24 protein-coding genes are annotated in these 25381 nt (G+C 63.8%); 12 read left to right on the top strand and 12 right to left on the bottom strand.

What is annotated here, in order from left to right; genetic code table 11:
- Nucleotides 1–30 precede the first annotated feature (30 nt).
- From ACTODO_RS04995 to ACTODO_RS04975, 5 genes are all read left to right on the top strand, one after another.
- Nucleotides 31–1353 (top strand): AMP-binding protein, encoded by a 1323-nt coding sequence (locus tag ACTODO_RS04995; RefSeq protein WP_208853687.1) that lies wholly within the window; start codon nt 31–33, stop codon nt 1351–1353.
- A 43-nt stretch (nt 1354–1396) separates the two neighbouring features.
- Nucleotides 1397–2290: a 1,4-dihydroxy-2-naphthoate polyprenyltransferase gene (locus tag ACTODO_RS04990; protein WP_003792179.1), complete on the top strand. Its 894-nt coding sequence runs from the start codon at nt 1397–1399 to the stop codon at nt 2288–2290.
- Nucleotides 2291–2527: 237 nt separating this feature from the next.
- Complete coding sequence (locus ACTODO_RS04985) at nt 2528–4117, top strand: alpha/beta hydrolase (protein ID WP_244262526.1); 1590 nt, start codon at nt 2528–2530, stop codon at nt 4115–4117.
- The gene (locus ACTODO_RS04980) at nt 4114–4698 is read left to right on the top strand and encodes a DUF4853 domain-containing protein (RefSeq protein ID WP_003792176.1); all 585 of its coding nucleotides are present in this window, start codon (nt 4114–4116) and stop codon (nt 4696–4698) included. The genes ACTODO_RS04985 and ACTODO_RS04980 overlap by 4 nt, the downstream gene beginning before the upstream one ends.
- Before the next feature lie 152 nt (nt 4699–4850).
- Nucleotides 4851–5318 (top strand): DUF4853 domain-containing protein, encoded by a 468-nt coding sequence (locus ACTODO_RS04975; RefSeq protein ID WP_244262525.1) that lies wholly within the window; start codon nt 4851–4853, stop codon nt 5316–5318.
- A 77-nt stretch (nt 5319–5395) separates the two neighbouring features.
- Here ACTODO_RS04975 and ACTODO_RS04970 read toward each other — a convergent pair whose 3' ends face one another.
- Nucleotides 5396–6829 carry an MFS transporter gene (locus ACTODO_RS04970; RefSeq protein WP_034512125.1) on the bottom strand — a complete coding sequence of 478 codons (1434 nt, stop codon included), beginning with the start codon at nt 6827–6829 and terminating at the stop codon, nt 5396–5398.
- A gap of 185 nt (nt 6830–7014) precedes the next feature.
- On the opposite strand from ACTODO_RS04970, the gene ACTODO_RS04965 reads away from it, so the two are divergent.
- Nucleotides 7015–7920: a ribokinase gene (locus ACTODO_RS04965; RefSeq protein ID WP_003792173.1), complete on the top strand. Its 906-nt coding sequence runs from the start codon at nt 7015–7017 to the stop codon at nt 7918–7920.
- A 76-nt stretch (nt 7921–7996) separates the two neighbouring features.
- The gene (locus ACTODO_RS04960; protein ID WP_003792172.1) at nt 7997–8389 is read left to right on the top strand and encodes a PLD nuclease N-terminal domain-containing protein; all 393 of its coding nucleotides are present in this window, start codon (nt 7997–7999) and stop codon (nt 8387–8389) included.
- An 87-nt stretch (nt 8390–8476) separates the two neighbouring features.
- Here the strand turns inward: ACTODO_RS04960 and ACTODO_RS04955 are convergent, their stop codons facing one another.
- The 3 genes from ACTODO_RS04955 to ACTODO_RS04950 form a co-directional block, all read right to left on the bottom strand.
- The gene (locus ACTODO_RS04955) at nt 8477–9145 is read right to left on the bottom strand and encodes a histidine phosphatase family protein (protein WP_003792171.1); all 669 of its coding nucleotides are present in this window, start codon (nt 9143–9145) and stop codon (nt 8477–8479) included.
- A 64-nt stretch (nt 9146–9209) separates the two neighbouring features.
- Entirely contained in the window at nt 9210–9308 is a 99-nt protein-coding gene (locus tag ACTODO_RS10575; protein ID WP_003792170.1) for a 30S ribosomal protein bS22, read from the bottom strand.
- 84 nt (nt 9309–9392) lie between these two features.
- Nucleotides 9393–9611 (bottom strand): helix-turn-helix domain-containing protein, encoded by a 219-nt coding sequence (locus tag ACTODO_RS04950; RefSeq protein ID WP_003792089.1) that lies wholly within the window; start codon nt 9609–9611, stop codon nt 9393–9395.
- Nucleotides 9612–9753: 142 nt separating this feature from the next.
- On the opposite strand from ACTODO_RS04950, the gene ACTODO_RS04945 reads away from it, so the two are divergent.
- From ACTODO_RS04945 to ACTODO_RS04935, 3 genes are all read left to right on the top strand, one after another.
- Nucleotides 9754–11316: a TrkH family potassium uptake protein gene (locus ACTODO_RS04945; RefSeq protein ID WP_034512122.1), complete on the top strand. Its 1563-nt coding sequence runs from the start codon at nt 9754–9756 to the stop codon at nt 11314–11316.
- A gap of 710 nt (nt 11317–12026) precedes the next feature.
- Nucleotides 12027–12929, top strand: a complete 903-nt coding sequence (locus ACTODO_RS11080) for a DUF559 domain-containing protein (protein ID WP_347876180.1) — start codon at nt 12027–12029, stop codon at nt 12927–12929.
- Nucleotides 12930–13828: 899 nt separating this feature from the next.
- Complete coding sequence (locus ACTODO_RS04935; RefSeq protein ID WP_003792081.1) at nt 13829–14506, top strand: potassium channel family protein; 678 nt, start codon at nt 13829–13831, stop codon at nt 14504–14506.
- 175 nt (nt 14507–14681) lie between these two features.
- Here the strand turns inward: ACTODO_RS04935 and ACTODO_RS04930 are convergent, their stop codons facing one another.
- The 8 genes from ACTODO_RS04930 to eccD all read right to left on the bottom strand — a co-directional run bounded on the left by ACTODO_RS04930 (nt 14682) and on the right by eccD (nt 24337).
- Complete coding sequence (locus ACTODO_RS04930) at nt 14682–15896, bottom strand: hypothetical protein (protein WP_003792077.1); 1215 nt, start codon at nt 15894–15896, stop codon at nt 14682–14684.
- On the bottom strand, nt 15893–17122 hold the full coding sequence (locus ACTODO_RS10770) for a hemophore-related protein (protein ID WP_003792076.1): 1230 nt from the start codon (nt 17120–17122) through the stop codon (nt 15893–15895). The genes ACTODO_RS04930 and ACTODO_RS10770 overlap by 4 nt, the downstream gene beginning before the upstream one ends.
- On the bottom strand, nt 17119–17514 hold the full coding sequence (locus tag ACTODO_RS04920) for a YbaB/EbfC family nucleoid-associated protein (protein ID WP_003792073.1): 396 nt from the start codon (nt 17512–17514) through the stop codon (nt 17119–17121). Before ACTODO_RS04920 ends, ACTODO_RS10770 begins: the two co-directional genes overlap by 4 nt.
- A 134-nt stretch (nt 17515–17648) precedes the next feature.
- A complete protein-coding gene (locus tag ACTODO_RS04915) occupies nt 17649–18737 on the bottom strand; it encodes a S8 family peptidase (RefSeq protein WP_244262524.1) in 1089 nt (362 codons plus the stop codon).
- A gap of 181 nt (nt 18738–18918) precedes the next feature.
- Entirely contained in the window at nt 18919–20106 is a 1188-nt protein-coding gene (locus ACTODO_RS04910; RefSeq protein WP_244262523.1) for a S8 family peptidase, read from the bottom strand.
- Nucleotides 20103–21521 carry a S8 family serine peptidase gene (locus ACTODO_RS04905; RefSeq protein WP_244262522.1) on the bottom strand — a complete coding sequence of 473 codons (1419 nt, stop codon included), beginning with the start codon at nt 21519–21521 and terminating at the stop codon, nt 20103–20105. Before ACTODO_RS04905 ends, ACTODO_RS04910 begins: the two co-directional genes overlap by 4 nt.
- A complete protein-coding gene (locus tag ACTODO_RS04900; RefSeq protein WP_003792065.1) occupies nt 21518–22972 on the bottom strand; it encodes a type VII secretion protein EccB in 1455 nt (484 codons plus the stop codon). The genes ACTODO_RS04905 and ACTODO_RS04900 overlap by 4 nt, the downstream gene beginning before the upstream one ends.
- A 3-nt stretch (nt 22973–22975) precedes the next feature.
- Nucleotides 22976–24337 carry a type VII secretion integral membrane protein EccD gene (eccD, locus tag ACTODO_RS04895; RefSeq protein ID WP_034512116.1) on the bottom strand — a complete coding sequence of 454 codons (1362 nt, stop codon included), beginning with the start codon at nt 24335–24337 and terminating at the stop codon, nt 22976–22978.
- A gap of 195 nt (nt 24338–24532) precedes the next feature.
- On the opposite strand from eccD, the gene ACTODO_RS04890 reads away from it, so the two are divergent.
- Together ACTODO_RS04890 and ACTODO_RS04885 are read left to right on the top strand one after the other, a co-directional pair.
- Nucleotides 24533–24838, top strand: coding sequence for a WXG100 family type VII secretion target (locus ACTODO_RS04890; RefSeq protein WP_034465071.1), 306 nt, complete (start codon nt 24533–24535; stop codon nt 24836–24838).
- Nucleotides 24839–24860: 22 nt separating this feature from the next.
- Entirely contained in the window at nt 24861–25142 is a 282-nt protein-coding gene (locus ACTODO_RS04885; protein ID WP_003792060.1) for a WXG100 family type VII secretion target, read from the top strand.
- Nucleotides 25143–25381 lie beyond the last annotated feature (239 nt).

Genomic DNA, 25381 nt, shown 5'->3' with positions numbered 1-25381 from the left:
GCGTTCGCTGTCGACTTTGGGAGGCTCATCATGACTGCGCCGCGACTTCTTGTTGTGCCCGGGGGCACCGCTATCGGCGCGGTCGCGCTGGCGAATGCGTCGATTCATAAGCTCGTGGAGCTCCACGAGGAGCGCCAGGCGGACCCGAATCATCCGGCGCCGCACACGGTCGTCATCCTGCGCACCCCCGAGGATGTGCCACCGGCGACACTACGCGGCTCCGCGGTAGCCCCCGAGGAGGCTTTCCCGGAGGACCGTTACCCCGGCCTCGCCGAGGCGATCAACGCGGACCCGCATTTCTTCGACGGTATTGACCTGGTTGTCCCGACGTCGGGGTCGAGCGCGGGCAGCCCGCGCCTCGTTGGCCTGTCGATCGAGGCGCTCATGGCCTCGGCGAAGGCGACCGAGCTGGCCCTAGAGGGCCCGGGCCGTTGGATCTTGGCGATGCCGGCGCACCATATCGCGGGCGCGATGATCCTGCTGCGCGCGGCCGTCGCGGAGACGAACCCGCAGATCGTCGACACCTCCGAGGGCTTTGACCCCCGCGCCCTCCTGCCTGCGATTCAGGGCGCCACGCAGGACGACATGCCCGGCTACCTGTCGCTCGTTCCCACCCAGCTCGCCCAGTGCCTCGACGCTGGCGAGGAGGTCGTGGGACCGATGCGCTCCCTGGCGTCGATCCTCGTGGGTGGGGCGGCGACCAACCAGCAGCTGCTGGCACGCGCCACCGAGGCGGGCCTGAAGGTGCGCCTCACCTACGGCATGACGGAGACGGCGGGCGGCTGCGTGTACGACGGCAAGCCGCTGCCGGGCACGTCAGTGCGCGCGGTGGATTGGGACGGGCGCACGCGCCTGGCGATCCACGGCCCGACGCTCATGACCCGCTACCTGGACGCGGAGAGCCCCTTCTTCGACGAGGGCGGCCACCGTTGGCTGCTCACCGGGGACCTGGGCATTATCCGGGCTTCGGGGACGGTGGAGGTGCGCGGCCGCGCCGACGACGTGATCGTCTCGGGCGGCCTGTCGATCGCGCCGGGTCCGGTGCGCCCCGCGGTGCGTTCCTTCGAGGGCGTGTCGGACGCGTGGATTATGGGCACCCCGGACGAGAAGTGGGGCCACGTGGTGACCGCGCTCGTGGTTGTCGATCAGATGCCGTCGGATTCGCTGGAGATGGCGGAGCTCGGCTCGGCGATCCGCGAGCATGCGGCGGCACACATCGGGCGCGCGCAGGCTCCTCGCCGGATTGTGGCCGTCGAGTCCCTCCCCTACCTGGGCTTCGACAAGATCGACCGCGCCGCCGCCGCGCAGGCTGCGGCCGAGGCCTCGGGTACCGAGCGGGAGTGGGTGCGCTAACCCGCTGCTCGGACCCGCGCCCGCTCCAACTACACTGGTGGGCATGGCTTCCGTTTCTGACTGGATTGAAGGCGCTCGCCTGCGCACCCTCCCTGCTGCCGCCGCGCCCGTGATCGTGGGCTCTGCGGCCGCGCACTACCTGGGGGGTTTCAGCGCGGCGCGCGCTGCCCTGGCGCTGCTGGTGGCGCTGGCCCTGCAGGTGGGGGTCAATTACGCGAACGACTATTCGGATGGCATTCGGGGCACGGACGACAACCGCAAGGGGCCCGCGCGCCTGACGGGCGGCGGCCTCGCCAAGCCGAAGACGGTGCTGGCGGCCGCGCTCGGTTCGTTCGCGGTGGCCGGCGTGGCGGGCCTCGCCCTGGTTGCCGTATCGGGTACCTGGTGGCTGATCGCTGCGGGCGCCGCGGCGGTTGTGGCCGCGTGGTTCTACACGGGCGGTAAGCACCCGTATGCGTACTTGGGTATCGGCCTGTCCGAGCTGATGGTCTTCGTGTTCTTCGGTCTCCTCGCGTGCGTGGGCACGGCGTGGACGCAGGTACAGTCGGCTCCGTGGTGGCTGTGGATGAGCGCGTCGGCGCTGGGTCTGCTCTCGGTGGCACTGCTGATGGCCAATAACATCCGAGATATTCCGACGGACCGCGAGTCGGGCAAGATGACAGCCGCCGTGCGCCTGGGCGATCACCCGTCGCGCTGGGCGTTTGCGGCGTGCGCGTGGATTCCCGTCGCGTTGATCGTCGTGCTGGGCGTCGCGGTTGGGCTGCACCCCTTCGCGACGAGCGCGCTGGGCGTGGGCGCGGGAGCGTGGGCGGCCGGCGTGAGCCTCCCGGTCCTCACCGGTGCCTCGCGCCGCGAGCTCATCACGGTGCTGCGCAACACGGGGTTCTTCACCCTGGCGTGGGCGCTGTTGGCTGCACTCGCGTTGCTCCTGTCCTAGGAACGAGGCCGGGGTCACTCCGTTCACAAGCTCTCCCCGAGTAGCGAAAAACGACCATCTGTCATATAGGATGACCTACAACACTACTCACCGTTTAGCAGAGGCCACGATGAGCAACGATTCCTACACGCCGGGCGAGCACGCCCCGATGGGCGAGGTCGCCCTGGGTTCGGTGATGAAACCGTGAAATGGACAGACATTCAGCAATGGGAGTCGGCGCCGCTGCATGCGTACGCAGTGGAGTGTGAAAATAAGCAGCGCAAGCTGCAGGCAGAAGGTGACAACCTCGCTGCAGACCTTGAAAGCCTGTCGGGGAGCGGACAGACCGTCCAGGCCGCTCGCAGCTCGCTCCGTCAGCAAATCTCCTCGATCGAGCGGCAGGTGAATCACCTCATCAGCACGGCTGAGATCTGTAGCGCGGGCGCACATGGGATCGACAGGCTTCGCGCGAATATCGACGACGCACTCCAGCTGGCCAACACGTGGGGCATGTCTATTGACGCGAGCGGAAACGTGTCGATGGATGCCACCCAGGTACAAAAGCTCGTCGACGAGGGCAAGAGCAGGAGCGAGCTGAAGTCCCTGGTTAAAACCGCTCAGGAACGTGTCAACACTGCCCTCAAGCAGGCCCAGGAACTCGTCGAGTCTCTCTCGCAGAAGCTCGCGGCCCTCGAGGCAGGTACCTTCGACAACAACGTGCACTACTCCGCAACGATCAAGAGTCGCCCCACGTTGCCCCCAGCCGACGCCTCCCCGCAGGAAGTCGCATCCTGGTGGAGTTCCCTGTCCGACGAGGACAAGCAGTGGATGATCCACGAGCACCCCGACGTCATCGGCAACCTCGAGGGCGTCGACTACACGTCGCGTAACGAAGCGAATCGCATCATGCTGCCTCGTCTTAAGGAACAGGCCGAGGCTGACCTTCAAAAGTTCTACGATGACAATGGGCCGTATATCGAGCCAGCTCTGCGTTCTGAACGAGATCGCCTGAAGAACCGCGTGACAGCCCTCGAGCAGATCGAAGAAACTCTGGAGCGAGAGAATACAGAGAATCCCCCAGTCCCACGCTACCTGATGCAGTTGGATGCCTCCGGACCAAACATTCTCGCGGCCGTCTCCCAGAATGATCCGGATGATGCCGATCACATCGGCGTCATCGTTCCCGGTATGACAACAAGCGTCGCAGACTCCCTGGGCGAATATGACGGGCATGCGACAACCCTGCGTAAATCGGCAGAAACTGCGGCGACAAACGGCAAAAAGGTCGCCATGGTCGAATTCTTCGGCTACGACGCACCTCCCGGCCCTGCCGAGGCTTCCTTCACCATCATGGCTAACAATGGTGCACCGAAGCTCGCCAGCTTCCTGAACGGCATCGACGCGGTGCGAGAGCACGGGGCCGGTGACGCCCACATCACCGTCGCCAGCCACTCCTACGGCTCGACCACGGCGGGTATCGCCGCGACGCTGGTTAACGATGGCGTCATCGACGACTTGGTTCAATTCGGTTCGCCCGGCTCGGGCGTGCAGGATGTGAGCGAGTTCCACGTCCCCGAAGGACACACGTACGTGAGTGCTGCTCCCTACGAGAACGACATGGTCCAAGGACTCGGACCAAACCCCTGGTTCGGTAAGAATCCCGACACTATGGACGGCTATAAGCATCTGTCAGGCGACGTCGGTCCTACTAAATGGGGCCTCCTACCAATTGGCGTGATCCCGATCCCCATCCCCAAGCCTTTCGCTCAGCACAGCGGCTACTTTGAAGAGGAGACGCAGGCGAACCGTGACATTGCCAGCGTCATTGGAGGTAACCCAAACGTATGAAAAAAGCACTCCCCCTCATTCTCTCGATTTTCTCAGTCGTCTTATTTACCGTCAGTGCAATCACACTCTATTGCGGAGGTTTCATGAACCCCTTTCCCCCCAAGGTCAAAACTGTTGAAGCGTTCCAGCGCGACCTTGAGCCCACCATCATTGCCGCGCGCAACGAGCTTCTCACTGCTGAGAACTTCATGGCGTACAAAAACGGCTATCAAATCGACACTTATTCCAAACGTGGCGAAACCATCTGTTCTTTCCAGTCACGCACTTTTTTCTTCGCCGAGCTGGACACAGACCACATCCGCGACACCTACAACAAGCACCTCCTCCCCCTCGGATTCAAACTCTCCGAAAAACGCTGGACATCGGGTGGAGTCGAACTCGCGAACTTCCTGTGGACCAACGAGGAGTACCACGCTGTAGTGACATCAACGACACGTCTCGGAGAACAGACCGCCATGTTCTACTACACGCAGGGGACCCCTACAGACGGATCCACTGGTAACCCACCGCAGCTCATCGACCAGCCCGGACGCATCCCCGACTGGTTCGACCCCAACCTCCCTCCAGCAGACCAGAAATGACACAACAGGCACCGGCACACCGAGGAGCACGACCACTCGCATTCCTCGCCTGCGCCCTCCTGGCGCTGTGCACCGCCTCATGCGCGGAGTTTTTCGGTGGTACTCCGGGGATGAATCCATGGCACGCTGAGCAGCTTCAGCAGGCTGGGCAGATGCACTCCATCGAGGACTTTGGACGCGATATCGAGCCGGCCCTGATCCAGGTACGTAACGAGCTCATCAACGAGAACAGCTTTGAGCTGCGCCATGGAGACGACGCGATTTCCAGCCAACCAACGGGAGATCAAACACTCTACAGCCTCAATTCCCCAACCATTTATTTTCTTGAAGACAATGTCGACAAGGCACGGACGGCGTTTGAAAGTCATCTGACCCCTCTCGGCTTCACGGTCACGGTGGACGAACAAATGACGGACAAGGAAGGAAAATTGACTTGGATCGTCGCACGGAACCCCACCTACGGGATTAGCGCCAGCGCCTACATCCGTGATTCCAAGCGTTCTTCCTTCCACTACGAGACCGAAATGCTCAGCTCCGATGGATCAACGGACGACCCTCAGCAGCTCGCCGACATCCCGGGCCGCCGACCCGACTGGCTCATCCCTACCCCCACGACCTGACAGGCATCACGACCACGCGTGCTCGCGCTGCTCCTGTCCTAGCAACGAGGCCGGTGCTGCTCTGCGCTCCCCCGCCGTCAGCGCCCCCGGCGGTACAGGTACTCGTGCAGCCAGTCACCCGCGATGCCGGTCGCTGCTGCGATGACGCAGACGAGAGCGACGGCCCGGAAGGCGCCCGTCGCGAGCATCGGCGTGAACACGCCAATGCCGATCGCGGCGCTGCCCTGCATGGCGAGGTCGTTCATGGCGACAGCACGCCCGTTCTGCCCGGGGGCGACGGTCGCGAAGACCGTGTCGTAGATGGGCGTGAACAGGGCACCAAAGCCCGCGTAGATGAAGCACATGGCGGCGGTGATCACCCACGGGCCCATGCTCATGCACAGCGCAATGAGGGCGGTACCCGCGAGGATGAGGGTCACGCATGCGCGCACGGTCCGCCCGCGCCCGATGCGAGCCATCACGGCACCCGACGTCATGGCGGTGGCCAGGGCGACGCAGTAGGCGGGCAGGAGGCGCACGGACACCTGGGCGGGCGTGAGCCCGTAGTTGGCTGCGCCGATTCCGTTCATGAGGGGCGCAACCGTGAAGTTCATGCAGTAGACAATCACGATGAGGCTGATCGAGCGCGCCCACGGCACGTTCGTGAAGAAGGAACGCGTGATGAAGGGGGCGCGCGCACGCCCGATGTAGCGCCAGAAGAGGACCCCGCCGAGGATGAGGCCCGCAATGAGCCACCAGCGCGGGTTCGCGGCGACCAGGGTGAGCAGCAGGGCCAGGGAGGAGAAGATCGCGAGGCCGACGACGTCGACACGCCCGGCGCGGGCACGCGCGGGGACACGACGCCCCATGATCGGCAGGCAGGCGAGGCCGGCCAGGGGAATGAGGAGGAGCAGAGCCCAGTTGATGTCGGCGAGGATGCCTCCGGCCAGCATGCCGATCGCCGTGCCGCCCTGGAAGGCCGCGCACATGAGGCCGACGTAGAGGCCTCGTTTCTTCGGGTCACGGATGGCTGTCGCCAGGATCATGTACGCGGAGGCAGCGGCCTGGTATCCGAGGGTTTGGAGCGCTCGGGCGACGACGACGCCGACCAGTGACGAGGAGAAGACGAAGCCGAGCAGGGAGCCCGCGACGATCAGCGCGATCCCCGCATCGACGATGCGGCGCAGCGGAATGAAGTCACCGAGGGTTCCGTACAGGAAGCAGGCGACGCCGAGGACGATGCCGGGGATCGCCGTGATGAGGCCGGAGGCATCCCCCGCGCCAATGTCCTGGGCGACGCGCAGGTAGACCAGGTTGAACCCCTGGAGGGAGACGGTCCCGAGCGCGTAGATGCCGAGAAGCGGCAGGAGCACGCGCGCCGGCCCGTCCGCGTATTCGCCGTCCGTGGCGACAGTGCGCAAGTTGACCGCGGGGGCCGAGGCCGCCCCTCGGATGACCTGTGAGGGGACGGTGGCGACGCGGCAGGTGGGACCTGCCGATCGAGAGGAGATGAAGAAGCGGAGCGTGCGCACGGCGATTAGTTCACCACAAATCAACCGTTTAGCAGTATTGCAGGAAACTAGCGCGCAAATAAAGCTCAACTTAACACTCTGATAGCCCATCACTCCCCGCACGCATGCGCGTCCATCAGGGCTCAATGTCGCCACTGTCCCGCCCCTGACGTGGCACAATGAATCATCCCTCGCAAAGGAGCACTATGTCTCGCGTCATCGTTGTCGGTTCCATCAACCAGGATGTCACGGTCACCGTCGACCGTTTCCCGAACCCCGGCGAAACACTCTCGGGCACCTCGCTCACCTACGGCCTCGGCGGCAAGGGCGCAAACCAGGCGGCCGCCGCCGCGCATTCGGGGGTCCCCGTCTTCTTCGTGGGCGCGGTCGGCGCGGATCCCTCGGGCCAGCGCCTGCGCGCGGAGCTGGCGTCTCACGGCGTGGACGTCACCCACCTACGCGCGGTCGACGGGCCGTCCGGGACCGCGCTCATCACTGTCAACTCCTCGGGTGAGAACACGATCATCCTCGACGCCGGGGCGAACGCGACCGTGACCGTCGAGCCCGCCAAGGCCTCGTTGTTCCCCGCCCCCGCCGACATCGTCGTCCTCCAGGCCGAAATCCCTGCCGAGGCCAACGCCGAAGCCCTCGCGTGGGCACACTCGTTTGGCGCGCGCATCCTGCTCAACCTGGCCCCCGCCCGCCCCACCGACGCCACATTCATGGCGCGCGTCGACGTTCTCGTCGTCAACGAGACGGAGGCAGGCCTGACGCTGGGCATGCCCGCCCCCGCCGGCCCCACCGAGGCGATCGGCGTCGCATGGGCGCTGCGAGGCCTCGGCCCCAAGCACGTCATGGTGACGCTCGGCGCGGACGGCGCGGCGTGGGCGTCGGGCAGCGAGGCCGGGCACTTCCCCGCCCTCACGCTCGGCGAGGCCGTGGACACCACGGGGGCCGGGGACGCGTGCGTGGGCGCGCTGGCGGCCGCCATGGCCCTCGGCAAGCCTTTCGCCGAGGCCGTGGCCGACGGCATCCGTGCCGGGTCGACGGCGGTCCTCGCACCGGGTGCCGCCCCCTCGTACGCAGCACTCCCCCGCGTCACGCGCGCCTAAACGCCGCGCGACTCCTCCGATTGCTCCGGGAGTGAACGCGCCAGCGTGAGACGGCCCACGCCCCTATGCTAGGGGCATGGCCAGGATCGTCTTTGTCGTCGCAATGCTCGCAGTCACCATCTACGCTGCCGCCGACTGGCACCGCACGCCCGAAGACGAGATGCCCGGAAAGATCGCCAAGCCCATCTGGCTGATGATCATCCTCTTCACCGCGACGATCGCCGCCATCGGCCCCATCGCCTGGCTCGTCCTGCGGTGGGTATCGCGCGAGGAAAAGAAGCAGACCCGAGCGCCCGAAGCCCCCAAGCGCCCCTCCTCTCCCGACGACGACCCGGAGTTCCTGTTCCGTCTCGAGCGCGACATCCAGCGCAAGCGCCGCGAGGACGAGCGCCGCGCGCAGGAACAGCGCAAGAGTTCCAAGGATGAGGAGACCGACCCCGCCGAGGATTCCAGCGACGAGGCCAACTAAGCGACGCTCACGCCATCTGCCGCGGGCACTACCCCACTGCGGTGCGACGCGGTCGCGGCACGACGCGAGGCGCCCCGGCCAGCACGGTCAGCGGCGCAAGTCCGCCTGCGAGTCCCCCGGCGTCATGTCCTTCGCCATCGCAACCAGGTCAGCCGCGGGCTCCGCGTAGGACGTACCCACGAGCGTCGCACCCGAGAAAATAAACGACGTGATCGACGCGAGCGCACAGTGGCGCGACTTCGGCGCGTGCGCCAGCGGCTGGCCGTTCACGAAGCGCGTCAGCGTCACGATCGGATTCTGATGGGACACGACGAGTGCCTCACGCCCCCGGGCCTCACGCAGCGCCGAGGAGAGGGCCGCACTCATACGCGACGCAATATCCCGATAGGGCTCACCCCACGAGGGACGCAGCGGATTGCAGTAGTACTTGAAGTACTTAGGGTTCGCCAGCATCGCGCGGTTGGTGTTCACCGGCAGACCCTCGAAGACGTTGTCCGACTCAATGAGGCGCGGATCCGACTGAATGCCCAGGTCGTACGCGGCCGCCGTCGGCGCCGCCGTCAACTGCGCACGCAGCAGCGGCGACGAAATCACGCGAGCAATATCCGCACCCGAATCCACCAGGTACTCAGCGGCGCGGGCAGCCATCGCATGCCCCAGCTCCGTCAGCCCAAAACCGGGCAGCCGCCCATACAAAACACCGTCGGGATTGTCCACCTCGCCGTGGCGCATAACGTGAATAATGGTGCGGTCCATGACACCCAAGTATAGGGCCCCGAATACACGAGAGGCCCGACCAAAAGGTCGGGCCTCCGCTCGCTCACTTCTTATTGCGACGCTGGTGACGCGTCTTGCGCAGGAGCTTGCGGTGCTTCTTCTTCGCCATGCGCTTGCGGCGCTTCTTGATGACGGAGCCCATGGGGTTCCTCCCTCGTAGTGTGTGCGGCAGAGGTACTACCGCTGATGGATGATGGGTGCCCGAGCCGGGCACATCGTGCCTATACTACCCGCCAATGACGCGAGCCTGGTCACCAGAGTGATCTGCCATACCGGCCTGGATCATCTGGGCGACCGCAGCCTCCGGGACTCGGAAGCTCTTTCCGACGCGAATCGCGGGCATTTCGCCACTGTGAATCAAGCGGTACACAGTCATCTTAGAGACGCGCATGATGTCCGCCACTTCCGTGACAGTCATAAAGCGCGGCGCCGACTGCTGTTCCATTAATGACTCCCAGATATGCTCGCGAGGCGCGCTAAACCCGATTCGTTCACCGCTTACGTAGCCTCACGAAATATACTAATGCCTAACCGCATGGAAACTGCAACTTTATCCACTTTTGTTGCAGAGTCGTTAAGGAGCATCGATGGCACCGGCACACAAGGGTCGTCAGCAGCGAGGCAAGAACCCTCGCTTACGTCCCGAACCCGGCGCCACCCGGTCCCTGATGCACGGACGCGCCACGGCCTCGTCCCCTGTGTTCTCGGAGGAACCGCTGAACCCGCAGCCCTCCCCCGTCGTACGCCGAGTCGCCGAAGGCCCCCAGAACCCGCACGGCGAGGTACCCACCACAACTGTGCAGCGCGTGCGCGCGTGGCTGTCCAAGCAGGCCCGTTATTCACCCGCACGCCTCGCTCTGGGCACATTCGCGCTCATCATCGGCGTCATCACGGCGCTCTTGATGTTGCCAATCTCCTCCTCGTCCGACACGTCCGCCCCCTTCGTCGACGTTCTCTTCACCGCCGTGTCCGCCGTCTGCGTCACCGGCCTGACCACCGTCGACACCGCGACCTACTGGTCCCCCTTCGGGCAGGCAGTCATCGCCGCCGGCATCGTCGTCGGCGGCCTGGGCGTCATGACCCTTGCGTCGATCCTCGGATTCGCTGTCTCACGCCACCTCGGCCTCACCCAGCGTATGCTCGCCACGCAGGAAACCGGCACCGGCGCCATGGGCCAGATCTCCCTCCTGCTCAAAGCAGTCATCGCGACATCGCTGACGATGCAGGCCCTCCTGGCCGCCATGTTCCTCCCGCGCTTCCTATCGATGGGCATCGACCCCGTGCGCGCCGTGTGGGACTCCGTCTTCATGGCGATCTCCGTGTTCAACAACGCTGGCTTCGTCATCCTGCCCGAAGGCCTCTCCCCCCATGTCACCGACTGGTGGATGCTCATCCCCATCATCCTGGGCACCACCGTGGGCGCCATCGGCTTCCCCGTCATCATGGACGTCGCGAAGAACCTGCGCACACCGCGGCGTTGGCGACTCCACACCAAGCTCACCCTGTCGACCTACCTGATCCTTGCATTCGTGGGGGCGCTCGCCCTCGCGCTCACCGAGTGGAACAACCCCGCAACCCTGGGTGCGATCGACACTCCTTCTAAGATCCTCAACGCCATGCTTGCCGGCGTTAACTCGCGCTCGTCCGGCCTGTCCGCCCTGGACGTCGGCGCCATGCGGTCCCAGACCCACTTCGTGCAGGACATCCTCATGATGATTGGCGGCGGCTCCGCATCCACAGCGGGTGGCGTGAAGGTCACAACTTTTGCCGTTCTCGTCTTGGCTGTCATCGCGGAGGCTCGAGGCGACCGCGACATCGAGACCTTCGGGCGTCGCATCCCCACGAGCGCCGTCCGACTGGCGGTTGCCGTGTCGCTGCTGGGCCTGGCCCTCGTGGCCGTGTCCGTCGTCCTGCTGCTGTCAATAACGAACTATTCTCTCGACATCATCCTGTTCGAAACCGCCTCCGCGTTCGCGACCGTAGGCCTGTCCACCGGCATTACCCCGGCCTTGCCCGTCGGCGCCAAGTACGTGCTTATTTTCCTCATGTTCGCCGGCCGTACCGGCTCCATGACGGTGGCCGCGGCCCTCGCCCTGCGCGAGCGCTCCCGCGTCATCCGCATGCCCGAAGAACGGCCAATCATCGGCTAATTGCACGGCGGCCAACACTCGCACTTGAAACCCGTGACACCAATGCACGGCTCCAACCACCCAAAACAGGCCCATTCACACCCGCAAAGGCGACACCGGTTTCACGCGCCGCGCCAACCACACCCGCAAAGGCGACACCGGTTTCACCAACGGCCGACAAACACAACCGATCTCACCACCACAAGGCCCCACACAGCCCGGCATGAAACCCACAACACCAATGCACGGCGGCCAACACTCACACTTGAAACCCGTGACACCAATGCACGGCGGCCGACACTCGCGCTTGAAACCCACGACACCACTGCACGGCTCCAACCACCCAAAACAGGCCCATTCACACCCGCAAAGGCGACACCGGTTTCACGACCCCCACCAACCAGACCCACAAAGGCGACACCGGTTTCACGAACGGCCGACAAACACAACCGGCGGCACCGCCCCCAGGCCGCCGACTCCCATCACCGTGACTTATCCACAGGCGAGATGCTGAACGCCAGTTATCCACAGGGGCACAATTCCAGCTTCTCATCTCACTCTCGGAGAGCGATCATCCATCAATCAGGCCCATATCCGCAGCTACACATGGTGGTGTCCAATTGTTACCTGAACTCGTCACATTCGTCAGATCGTCGCTTCGCGTTGTTGGCACTCATGGAACGAAAGTACAACTACATCGCCTCAGAAAGAACGGCGACGTTTTGAGGATTATGCCAGGCATTTACCTGCCAGCGGGAATCCTCACCAACACCTCATCAACCGAACGCCAAGAAATTACATTCATCGCGCGTTTAGCCGCCCTGAGTATCCGCTATCCCACGTATGTCCTGAGTGGACCGAGTGCCGCTTTTCTCCTGGGGTTACCGATCGAGTGCCGCTTGAAGGATCTGTTTGTGTACACAGGCAGCCCTAGTGGAACACGAAGGATCGTATTTCCTCATGTTGTAGCTCCTGATGGAACTAAAGTTCCCGGAACTACAATCAGCACATGCCGACCAAACCATCCTGTTCCAGCAATCGAGTACTTAGGCTTCCGCATCGCGACACCTGCGCGAGTTGTCGTTGATTGCGCTCGTCTACTAAACGAACAGCACGGGTTTCCCATCGCCTGCGCAGGGTTGGCCCGGGCGTGCCAGTTTGATCGTTTCCATCAGGATGAGTCGCGTGCCCGCCAGGAGAAGGCGCGCGGAGAATTCCACGAGACCTTGGCTGGCACTCCCCTCAACACCATCGGACGCGAGCGGGCTCGATGGATGATTGATCGTGCCGACGCTGGATGTGAGTCTCCCGGCGAGGCCATGGTCCTCCTCGCGTTGCTGCGCGCGGGGATCGAAGGAATGACGACTCAAGAAGAGGTCCAGGTTGCCGACCACACGTACTTCATCGATATTGCACTGCCCAACCTGAAGATCGCTATCGAATTCGACGGGCGCATCAAATACGGGGATACGGTCGATGAAGTCCACGACAGCATTGAGGCCGAGCAGCGTCGACAAAGAGACCTCGAACGCGCCGGGTGGACAGTCATTCGTGTCCGTTGGTCGGATCTGCGCGTCATCGACGAGGTCGTCGCCCAGGTACTGGTCGCCATCCGCGCAAAGAAGGGACACTGAAGAAGACGACGATCTGATTGGCGCATGACTCATGCCATCTTTGAATTCCCAGACAGCATATTGCTGTGCGCTGGAAACACTTTGAGATGGTTCGAGCAATACAGCCCAGCATGAAACCCACAGCACCACTGCGCGGCGGCTGGCACTCGCGCTTGAAACCCGTGACACCACTGCGCGGCTCCAACCGCCCAGAACAGGCCCATTCACACCCGCAAAGGCGACGCCGGTTTCACGCGCCGCGCCAACCACACCCGCAAAGGCGACGCCGGTTTCACGCGCCGCGCCAAGCACACCCGCAAAGGCGACCCCGGTTTCACGCGCCGCGCCAACCACACCCGCAAAGGCGACCCCGGTTTCACCAACGGCCGCCAAACACAACCGATCTCACCACCACAAGGCGCCACACAGCCCGACGTGAAACCCACAGCACCACTGCGCGGCGGCTGGCACTCGCGCTTGAAACCCGTGACACCAATGCACGGCGGCCGACACTCGCGCTTGAAACCCACGACACCACTGCACGGCTCCAACCACCCAAAACAGGCCCATTCACACCCGCAAAGGCGACACCGGTTTCACGCGCCGCGCCAACCACACCCGCAAAGGCGACGCCGGTTTCACAAGCGAGCCAACCTCACTGTCACCTCGAACTACGCCCGGCACAAAACCGTCTTTCTTTCACAGGTTCCGGTCGCCATCCGCGCGAAGTCGGGACGTTAGCAGCCAAGTAAGCGTGTTTCACGCGCGTTTCACGCTCACCGCCCCATCCGGGCACGGACACCGCAAACACCATCGCGCTCACGGCCACGCCACCCTCCCGACCGAATGTAGGCAGGTCTCGGACCGCGCTGACAGCCGCAGCGTTCGCGTTGGGGGCGCACGCAGGGAAGAATGGGGGCATGGCAGATGAACGCGAGTCAAAGGAACTCCAGTCGGGAACGCTCGTCATCGGGCTGGGCCGTTTCGGCTCCGCCGTCGCGGTGACGCAGGACCAGCTGGGCTACGAGATCCTGGCCGTCGAAAAGAACCCCGCCCGCGTGCAGGCTTTCGCGGGTCGTTTCCCCCTCGTCGAGGCCGACGCGACCTCCAAGGACGCACTCGAGCAGCTGGGGGCGCGCGAGTTCCGCAGCGCCGTTGTCGGTGTGGGCTCTTCGCTGGAGGCGGCGGTGCTCATCACCGCGAACCTGGTCGACATGGGCATTTCCTCGATCTGGGTGAAGGCGACGTCTTCCCAGCACGGTCGCATTCTGCGCCGCGTGGGTGCCCACCACGTCGTCTACCCCGACCTGGACGCCGGCAAGCGCACGGCGCACCTGGTGGGCGGCCGCATGGTCGACTACATCGAGATGGAGAAGGACGGCTTCTCCATCATGAAGCTGCGCCCGCCGCAGGAGGTGCGCGGCTTCTCCCTTGAGGAACTCGACCTGCGCGGCCGCTACGGCGTGAACGTGCTGGCGATCCGCCGTCCCAAGCAGCGCTTCGAGTACGCGGACTCGTCGACGCGCATTAACGCTGACGACGAGATCATCGTGTCGGGCGACTCGCATCTGCTGGAGTACTTCGCGAATAGGCCGTAGGCGGTCTGTACGCAGGAGGGCCCCGCACAGTGATCTGTGCGGGGCCCTCCTATCGTCCCGTTAGAACGAGGCCGGGGCCTTTCACGCTCATGCGGCGAGACAGAGCGCGTCCCTGGCCTCTGTTTGCCGTCGGCGCGCATGGCACCGTCGGTCACCAGAGGCTAGGGTCGTCCAATCAGCGAGGACGACGGTGGCGGCGGCGGTGATGGTGAGAGCTGCCATCGCTGCTGCTGCCACCCTTGTGACGATGGTGATTCCCGTCGTTTCCGCTGTCGTGGTTTCCTCCGTGCTGCTTGCGCGGGCGAGTTCCGTGCTCGTTAGCGCCGTTGTGCTGCTGCTCGTGCGGTGCCTTGCGACCGCGCGATTTGTCGTGCGAAGAGTCGTCGCCCCCGTCGTGCTTACCGTGGTGGTGGTGCTCATCGTGCTCGTGCTCGATATTAATCTCGGGGCTGAGCTCGATATTGGGGTTGATTTCCGTGTGATTGTCTTGCTCGATATTGACGTCACCGTTCACGATGGTGCCGTTGTTATCGCCGTCGACGTACACGTTTCTTCCGTCGCGCAGCTCGTAGCGTTCGCCACCCTTGCTGTGTCCCTCGCCGCAGCAGCCGCCGCCGGGGGCCTGGCACTGCTCGCCGATGTGCTCGACGCCGCGGGTCAGGTTCTCGCCGACGGAGGTCATGACGGCGTAGATCGCCATGATGGCCTGAACGGCTTCCATGAGAACATCGAGGACAGGACCGATGAGGCCGACCCACTTGGCGACCTTACTGGCAACCTGCGCTTCGGCGACGGGAGCTGCAAGACCAAGGGTGAAGACAACCTCGGCCGCTGCGGAAATACAGCTGCCAACGATATCGCCGATGGCGCCCACGACGGCGTCGTGGATGCTGTCGACGGAGTCTGCCACCTTCGTGAGCGCCTCGCCGAAGGCACCAGACGCGGCAGAGACGCCGTCGATCGCACTGGAGACGACGGCCTGGCGCTCCAGGTACGCGCGCACTGCTTCGCCGTGCATGCCGGACATCGCGGCCTGTGCGGTGGACTGCAGCTCTTCAGCAACGGAGGCGAGGGAGCTCGAGATGGAGTCCCAGCTGGAGCTCATGCCGTACACCTGAGCCGAGTCGCCGGTCAGCTGGTTCACCCAGGTCTTGAGGGGATCGATGTGCTGCAAGATCCACTCGACGCCCATACCGACGAGACCACCGATAGGGTCAACGGCGAGCCCAGCTGCTTCCTCGTAGATGGCCTTCGCCGAGCTGACGAGGTTGTTCACCTCGCCGGCGCGCAGGTCCTGGGCGACGTTGTACAGCTCGTCGACGATACCCAGGCCCTCGGTCGGGGTGGTGTTGTCGATACTCGGTGTGAATTCGGGGGATTCGACGCTCACTTCTGAACTCCTTCAAACAGGAAGCGACGCAGCGTGCGTTCTTCATCCTGGCGCTGACGATACAGGAACGTTTCGATGTCCTTATCGCCGTGGTCATCCTGCCGGTCGAAGAGCGAACGCACGTCGTCCGTCTTCGTATCGGGGTGAGCCTTCGTGAACTCTTCGATACGGGAGGACTGAGCCTTCTCCTGCTCCTCGACGAAGCTGCGGTAGCTGGCCTGCTGGTCGTTGCGCTGCTTCGACATGAAGGCGTCGAACTCGCGGGACGTTGCCTGCGGGTTGTCCTTCACGTACTGGCGGATCTGGGTTTCTTCTTCGGTGCGCTGGCGCGACAGGAAGTCCGTCATCGCGTCCTGCTGCTCCTGCTGGTTGGACTCGATGAGGCTCTTGACCTCGGAGATGTCTTCACCGGGGTGCGCGTCAGCGTAGCGCGCGAGTGCCTCGTTCTGGTCTTCCTTCTGGCGCTCGTAAAACTCGGCGAGATCGGTGTTTTCGTCGTCGCGCTGCTTCTCGAGGAAGCGACGCAGCTCGTCGTCATCGGCGTTGAGCTTGTCGTGGCCGCCGAGGAGGCTGTCGAAGGAGTTACCGGACTCTCCGCCCTTGCCTTCCTTACCGTCCTTGCCGTCCTTACCGTCTTGCCCGCCCTTGCCATCGTGCCCGTCCTTTGCGGAGTCATCGCCGAGGCCGGGGTTGTTTGACAGGGAGGGCATTGTGGACTGTCCGCTGAGGCCGCCCAGGCCGCCACCACCGGTGCCGCCTCCGCCGCCGAAGCCGCCGCCACCACCGGTGCCGCCTCCGCCGCCGCCGTAGCTGCCAGCACCACCAGCACCACCAGCACCGCCGGCTCCGCCAGCACCACCAGCGCCACCGGCACCGCCGTTACCAGTGGTAGGCGTTGTGACTGTGCCCACGGCGCCTTGGATTTTTTTCAGATGCCCAACGATGTCTTGCTCAAGATCGTCCATCTCCTGCGCCCACTGGAGCAAGCAGTTGACGAGACGCTTCTCGGCTGCGGAGCAGTCCGAGATCATCTTCGTGAGGTTCGTGATCTGCTCATTGACCGGGGAAACGAAGAAGGAACAGATCAGGCCGAAGGCGTTGCCGTTGACCTGGCCCTGCGTCGAGTTGGCGACGCCCACGCTCTCATCGAGGGTCGACGCACAGTCACTCACCGTGGTCGCATGATCACGGATTACTTCTGTATTGACGCCAAGATTCGCGCTCATCGCTGACCCGCTCCAAGGGAACCAAGGTTCGAGGAAATAGTCTCGAGGTAGCCGCCGAGCGAGCCGCCGTCCTCGCCGAACCGCTGGGTGGTCTGCATGCGCACGTAGTCACGCATGTTACGACCGGCGTCGGCGTAGGCCTCCATGATCGAGTCCTCGAGTTCACGCGCGCTTCCCTGGAGCGCGTCATCATCGATCGACAGCTTGACGAGGCGACCGTCCGAGTCGATTTCGACCTCAACGTCACCCTGAGCGTCGACGCCGCGTGTCCTCGCCGTCTTGAGGATCTCGACGAGTTCACGGGCATTCTGGGCACGCTTTTCGGCGGCTTCCATCTGAGCCCGGATAGTCTGCCTTACTTCTTCGGGGGTGCTCCCCATCGTCTCTACCATACGGTTATCCTAACTGAGTTCCTTGGCGCACGTGCACCACTTCATGTACCGAGACGGTAAGACCGCCTCTGTGGCGACCGGAAGTCACCAATACGTTCAGTATTTGCGAGTGATTGCTCGCTCATGGGAATCATTCACTGCACGTGGTACCGGGGGCTCGTGCCCAGGTGAGCCGGGTAACCGGACGCGCCCGAAGTCACCACCTGCTCATCGAGGCCCCGGTACACATACGTGTCGTCGTTATAAACGGAGCTCGGGTTCACGAGCCCATCGTAGTAATCATCGATGTCATCCGGAGTCACGACGGAATCACCTTGCTTCTCTTCGAAGGGGTTCTCGTCTGGATACCGCGACGGATCAGACGCCAACAGGGCCGCTGGATCGACCTCACCATAACCGGTCCGATCGTTCCATTTGCCACCCGACCCGCTCGCGGTCGCAACCAGCGCCTGCAGAATCTGATACCCCGTCACTCCGTCATCAAAGTCGGACCACGCCAGGGCTAGCACTCCCGCAACCAAAGGTGCGGAGTTCGAAGTACCCGCTGTTGTCACGATTTTATTGGTGCTGGCCTGACGCGCAATCATCTCTCCCACTGCGGCGATGGAGACCCCATCACCGTAGCTTGAGTAGTCCGCATAGCGCCCATCAGTTTCAAGTGCGCCAACACCAACAACCGCACCCCACGCCCCCACGCGATCCGTGCGATTACGCTCTCCGTCATTGCCCATCGAACCAACAATTGGCACGCCGTCGACGGCAGCGCGTGCAACTGCCCATTTCAATGATTCGCTGTCCCTGGACGCATAGTTGGAAGAGATCGAGATGATGTCCACGCCGTCATTCAAGGCCTGTTCAATAAGCACGGATTGATCTGCATAGGCTGTTGAACGCGCCCCCAGGTTGCAGTCTCCGCCCGCTTCTCTCGTCGAACCCGCCTGGGCGTAGCTGTAGAGTGTCGCACCGGGAGCGACTCCGAAGTCCGGGGCGACCAGAAGCTGAGCGAGAAATGTCGCATGATCGTTCGACTCCGCATCGGGCGTGACCTGACACGGGGTCTTGTCTTGAATATCAGCCCCTTGCAGCTCTGGAATCGACGTATCGACGCGACCATCAATGAGCGCGATGATGACTCCATCCCCCCTCTTCCCCTGCGCATGCAAGGACGCAAGGTTGTAGCGCGAATAGTACGCCTCATCCGCCGCTGTGACCTTGCGATCCACCGCCTCCGCAGGGGCAGCGGGAGCGACAGGCGAGAGCACGGCCGTCAGGGCCAGGGCGCAGGCCGAGGCCAGAACGGAGAGGGCGCGCAGGCCTCGGGACCGACCAATCGATCGCATCATTGTGTCTGTTCCTTTCGTTCGGGCACTCGTGCACTCAGGCACTCGGGTAAGCCGAGGCCTGTCACTGACTGTGGTAGCGAGGGCTGGTGCCGATGTGGGTCGGGTAGCCGTGTTCGCGGCTGAGTGCAGCCTCTTCGTTCACGCCGCGGTAGACGTAGACATCATCATTACGAATCAAAATGGGGTTCACGACGCCGTCCGCATAGTCGGCAACGTCATCCCATGAGGGCAGCGAATTATTGGCCTGCGGTACGCACGGATTCTCGTCCGTATACTGCGACGGGTCTGACCGGAGGAACGCGATCGGGTCGGCGGGGCCGTAGCCGGTAAACTTGTTCCACTCGTTTCCGCTTCTGCCCGTTGCGGCCAGTGCCTGCAGAATCTGATCTGCGCTGACGTCCTCGGCGAAGTGCTGCCAGCCGAGCGCCAAGAAGCCGGCGATAATCGGGGTTGCGAAGGAGGTTCCGTCAGCTTCCTCAACACGACCAGTCGACGTGTCACGCGTCAGGACTGTTCCCAGGGCGGTCGTCAGCAACCCATTGCCCCAGTTCGTGTACTCCGTCAGAGTGTTGTAACGCGTCGTCGCTCCGATGCCGCAGATTCCCGTCCAGATAGCCAGCGCATCATCGGGGTCCTCGGTAGTCTCGTTGCCCATCGCGGCCACGACGATGACGCCCTCGGCAAGCGCCCTGGCCATGGCCCATCGAAGGTCGATGGAATTATCGTCAAAGTTACTGGAGATCGTGATGATGTCGGCGCCGTCGTTGATCGCCTGCTCAATAAGGAGCGGCGTGTCATTCTCTGCTTCACCCGTCCAGCCGGAGAGCGTGCAGTTCGACTTATCGCCGTACAGGGGGATCGTGTAGGTGTAGAGCGTCGCGTCGGGCGCCACACCAAACTCGGGCGAGACCAGGATCTGCGCGACAGTGGTGCCGTGTGCCGCATTCTCGGGCGCCGACTCCTTGACGCAGGGCGTCCGATCCTGAATGTTCGCACCCTTGAGTTCGGGGATGTTCGGGTTCACGGCACCGTCCAGGACCGCGATGGTGACGCCCTTGCCTGTGATTCCCTGATCGTGAATGGACTTGAGCTTGTAGTACTTGTAGTAGTCCTGCTTGTCAGCGGTCACCGGCGGGTCGGCGGCGTAAGCCGGCGCAACGGGGGCAAGGCTCGCTCCGAGGCTGAGCGCGAGGGTTCCGGCAAGAACTCCCACGCTCCTACCCCAGCGTCGCGTTGTCCGAGTTGTCATGACAGGTCCTCTTCGGAGTCTTCGACGACGGCGGGCCTACCGCGCAAGTGAGAGAGGATCACGAGGCCTCCGAGCAGCGAGGCCCCGAGGACCGCAATCGCGGACACGATGTAGGTGCGAATCGTCAGGTTGTTATCGCGGGACGCCAAGTCCGCCGAGGCCACGGCGGGCCGAGCCGGAGCGGGATGCTCTGCAGCGTTGGGGTGTTCGGGCCCGAACCTTGTGCCGATGTCGGTGAAGGTGAGGGCGTCGAAGGGAGCGACAACACCCCAGCCAAGGGCGTCAGTGCGCTGATCGGCGGTACCGCGCAGGGCGGTCACTTCAAGGCGATACTTCCACATGTCGGGCCCCTCATCGGGGTACGCCGAGGCCACAAGGGCCGCGAAGCCGCCCGCATATGCGGTCGCATAGGACGACGACGGCAGGGGCTGGTCCCCCTCGTATCCACCGACGAGGCAGTCGGCCTGGTCGAACCAGGTCGTGAGAATGACGCCCGCAGGCACAGCGAGCTTGACGTGCGCGCCGTGCACCTGCTGCTCCGAAGCCGAACCGTCGGCGTTCGAGGCGGTCACACCGAGCACACCCGGGTACGCGGCCGGGTAGACAACGTGATCCGTTTCCTGGCCCTGGTATACGTTGCCGGTCGAGGCCACGACGAGGGCACGGCCGCGCACGGCGTTGATGGCTGCCTCCAGCTGGGGGTCGCCATCGGGGGCTGACTGCGCGACGACGATGATCTGCGCGCCGTGGTCGGCGGCCCACTGGATCCCACGGCCCACCTTCGACATGAAGGTCTCTTCGCCTTCCTTCTGCGGGCGGTTTTCCTGAAGACCGGTCTCGACGCGCACCGGGAGGATCTTCGCCTCGGGGGCGACGCCGACGAGGCCCGATCCCATCTCCTTGGGCAGCTCCTGTGCGGCGATCGCGCCCGCGATGGCGGTGCCGTGTTCGCCGACGTCGACGCGCCCGTCGGTGTTTTCACCGGTCAGGTCGATGCCGGGGAGTACCACGGGGCCGTCCGGCCCCTGGAAGTGCTGGTTGCCGGCGGCTACGCCCGAGTCGATGATCGCGACCGTCACGCCGCGGCCTCGTGAGACCTCCCAGGCACGACGCACTCCAACAGCGTCGAAGATGGCGGGCGTTTGCTTGATGTACGAGGGCGAGTTCTGCGAGCATTCGCCGCCCTCGGAATCGCTTGCGGGCGTCGTCGCCGACGACGAAGGTGTGGCCGTCGGAGTCGGACGCACGCTCGGGGTCGGTACCGGGTCCGCGTGGGCGACGCCGGGGCCGAACGCACCGGAGTCATCAGGCGAGAAGACCGGCGCGGCGATAGGCACGAGCGCGAGTCCTGCGATCAGCGAGGCCCCGACGAGGCCTCGGCCCAAAGACCGGGAACGCGCGCGGCGGGCACTCACTTGATCCCCACTGAGGTGGCGGCGGCCTTCGGAGACATCTCAGAGCCCGGCGGGATGAGCTCGCCCCATGCGCGCGGGACCGACGCAGCCTCGGATGACTGCCACTCGAGGGCGTTCATGGAGACGGCCGGAACATCTCCGAGGGAGTGACGGAAGCCCATATCGGAGATGAAGACGTAGGATGCAGCCTCGCCGCCACCGCCGGACGTGAGGGCGAGGAGGGCGCCAGATCCGCCCGCAACAGTGACGTTGCGCGTCGTGGACGGCCCCTTCGGGGACTGCAGTGATTCCGCGTCATAGGACGCTTCGATCGCACGCTTTTCAGGCATGGTGACTAGGTCGAACTTCGGATTGAGTCGATCAGTGGTGTCCATCTGGGCGCACAGGACCGTCCGGCTGGCCGCGTCGCGGCTCTCGTCGAACCACTCGGGCGATTCAAAGTCCTCGACGGCAGGCCAATCGTCACCAATGAAGACGGCCCGGACGGGCTCGACGTACTTGAACATCTCGGTGGGGAACTTCTTCGAGGGCGGGGCGTCCTGATACAGGCGCGCCGCAGTCGAGTTGAAGACCACCAGATTCGAGTCGTCGATCACCAGGTAGGAGTTCTTGACCTGACCGGTGGAGTCGACCTGGTCAAGGACCATTCCGATGGTGATGCCCTCGTTCTTCAGGTCGCCGGGCAAGTTCGTGGCAGGCTGCCCCGCGTTTTCGATGTCGTTGTAGCTCCAGGGACGCAGAGGCGTGCCCGAAGGGAAGAGGTCGAGCCACTCGGGTTCGACGGTGATCGGATAGCTGGTGAGGTTCTGGAAGGACAGCGCCCAGTCACCCAGGCGGCTCACGCTGGAGTCGATGTAGTACTTCTTGCCTTTTTCCCGATCGACGAAGTACTTATCTCCACTGCCGGTCGCCTGAACGAGCGCGGATGTCGCCTGCTTCACCGGAAAATTCGCCGCAGGCAGTTCCTTGGCGATCCACGTGTGGTATCCGGACTCCATGTCGCAGGAGAGCCACTGCTTACTCAGCATGTCGGGCTGCGGAACGTCATCGGGGACGTCGGGCAGACCGATCTGCGCACCGCGCGGAATGTTCTCGAGTGACGACGCTGAGGCCTGGATGTAGGGCAGCTTCGATTCGGGGCTGAGGAGCTTAGCGGTGGTCACGTTCGCAATGGGATGAAGAACGCCGTTTGCCCAGAAATAGCGGGCCCCCGTCCCCTTGACATCAACCAGCTGGTACTGTGCCTCCCCGAGCTGGGGACTCGGCGCGAAAACACGCATGCCGATTCCAACCACGCTGAGAATAACGGCGACCACGAGCCCGAAAATAAGGGGGCGTACGGGCGAGGGCGTGTCGACTTCGCGCCCGTCGGGCGTGCCGGAGGTGAAGGCCGTGATCAGGCGGTTTCGATTAAAGCGCTGGGCTTCGAGAATGTCTTTACTCGACGGCATGACTCAGCTCCACAGGTAGACGGCCAGGGGAAGCAGGACAAACAGCGACAGCACCGAGATCGTGTCGGCAATGCGCGTCAGGTGCGGGCGAGCACGAGGCCCGACGACGTTCGTGATGACGAGGACGAGGGCCGTCGCGATCGCCGACAGCGTCAGCCACGGCATGGTCCTCGGGTCCGCGTAGGCGCCGAGCACAGCGGCAACGAGGATCACGATAAGGCCGGTGAGAGCACCGAGAAGCACCTCAACGCGAGCGCGGATCGAACGCGTCTGAAGAACAAGGGAGACCGCGCCGAGCACGATGAGAGTCAGCGGCAGGGAGACCGAGCGCGTTTCGGGTGCCGTCATCAGGGCGACGGCCAGGAAGAGAGCGGCGATTGCCCCGCCGGCGCGCAGGGCAACGACGAACATGAAGGAGGTGCTGATCTGGTCGGTGATGCCCTTCGCGGGAATCTGCTCAGTTGTGTCGGCATCCAGGATGCGCACGGGGATGTGGGCCAGCGCGATCCAGGGCGCGACCTGAAGAAGAACGATCACCAGGGCGAAGAGGATGGCGGAGATACCGGCCTGAGAGAGCTGGCCGAGTCGTACCAGGAGGCCGGTGGCAGCCAAGACCGTACCGACGACAAGAGGGGCCGCGATGGAGATACGGGACCGCTTGGGCAGCGCGAGAACGGCGAGGGAGCCGATCAGGAGGCCGAGGCCGGTCCACCCCCAGCCGGCTGTGTCCCAGTGGCTCTGACTCAGGCGCAGAGCCGCGGCGGCCGTCAGGAAGGGGACAGTGTGTGCGAGCGCGATGCCGCTTGCCTGCGGGTGCTTCCGGGTCATCACGGCGGACGTCGCAGTCACGAGCAGGGCCGCGACGATGCCGATTGCGCCGGCAATGATGTTGTACCTCGTGACGGCTTTGGGGTCCAGGGCGGTGAGGGCGTCCGGAGGAGTAGTCGCCAGGAGGAGGGCTGCGACGAAGACGAGGCCCGCCGCGGAGAGCGCGGCAAGAGTGCGAGCGTCCTCACGCGTCCAAGGAGTGGACACTCTTTCGACGACTTGACCAACCGCTTCGGTGAGGTCGTCATAGACCATATCGGAAGCGCCCTCACCCAGCGGCTCGAGGGTGAGGGCCGCACCGGCGCGCACTCCCTGTGCGGACAGAGACTTGGATTGATCGAGCAGACGGCCCGAGGCCGTGCGCACCGCGAAGCCATCATTCGTTGGCTGATCAGTGAAAGCGCCCACCGTTTCAACCATTCCGGGGAGCAGCTCCACCAGGGGAATCGACTGCGGAAGCGTCACGTCACTACGGTCAACGCCGTACGTAATCGTGAGCGGAATCAGCGCCACTCCTCGTGATGTTTTCGATGCCATTGGGTCCTCCCGAATGCCGCGTGATGGGGTTTTTGGCTACACGACACAACCCTGTAAGTCTAGATTCTCGGTCAGGTTTTGTCATGATTATTCCGTAACATCGAAAAAAACGATGAAAACATGGTTAGTATTCATGTGTCCCCATGCTCTCACGCATTCCGGCGAGAGAGTCCACTCATACAAATGGAGGTTCACATGGCAGACCAGAGGGCCGCAGAAGGCGCCCTAAAGCAGGGTTTCGCGGCGGTTGAGTCCACCAAGGCCGACATCGACAGCCACCTCAAGCGTCTTGAGGGCGACCTGTCGACCATCGGCAGCTCCTGGCAGGGCGCTGCGTCGGTGCAGTTCTCTTCGCTGATGGCTCAGTGGCAGGAGAACGCAGCAAAGGTTAACCAGGCTCTTCAGGATCTCGCTGACAACCTGCGCGCCACCGATTCGTCGATGGAAGCCAACGAGTCCGAGACCGAGAACTCGTTCGCTCAGCTGCTCGGCGGCCTGTGAGAGATTAGATTAGGAGACTGACATGGATTTCCAGGTAAATTACGGCGCTCTTGACGCCGCTGCCGCTGACATCAACACCGGTGCCGCTAACCTGCAGAACTGCCTCGACGATCTCGAGCAGACGCTGAACCAGCTGCGCTCGTCGTGGGAAGGCCAGACGCAGGAAGCCTACGACGTTGCTCAGCGTCAGTGGAACCAGGGCCTCGAGGGCCTGAAGGACGTGCTGCGCCGCACCTCCTCCGCCGTTGACTCGGCTCGCTCCAACTACCAGCAGACGGACCAGTCCAACGCTGCCCGCTTCTGAGAGCATGAGCGCCTAGCGCTACGGATAAGGGTCGTCCCTTTGGGGCGGCCCTTATCCGTACCCACGAGCGTCCGATTCCGCGCTACGACAGACCATTTCCGTGCACACAAGCGACCAGCTAGGTATTTTCCGACCCCACCCGCAAGAATTTCCCAGTCGGTTAAATCGGGACGGGCGCGAGCGCATACACAACCGCCGCCGTCCCCTGTCGGGACGGCGGCGGTGACCATTCAAAGGAT

It is taken from the genome of Schaalia dentiphila ATCC 17982, assembly GCF_000154225.1.
GTDB lineage: Bacteria > Actinomycetota > Actinomycetes > Actinomycetales > Actinomycetaceae > Pauljensenia > Pauljensenia dentiphila.
This window is presented reverse-complemented; position numbering and strand designations above follow the sequence as displayed.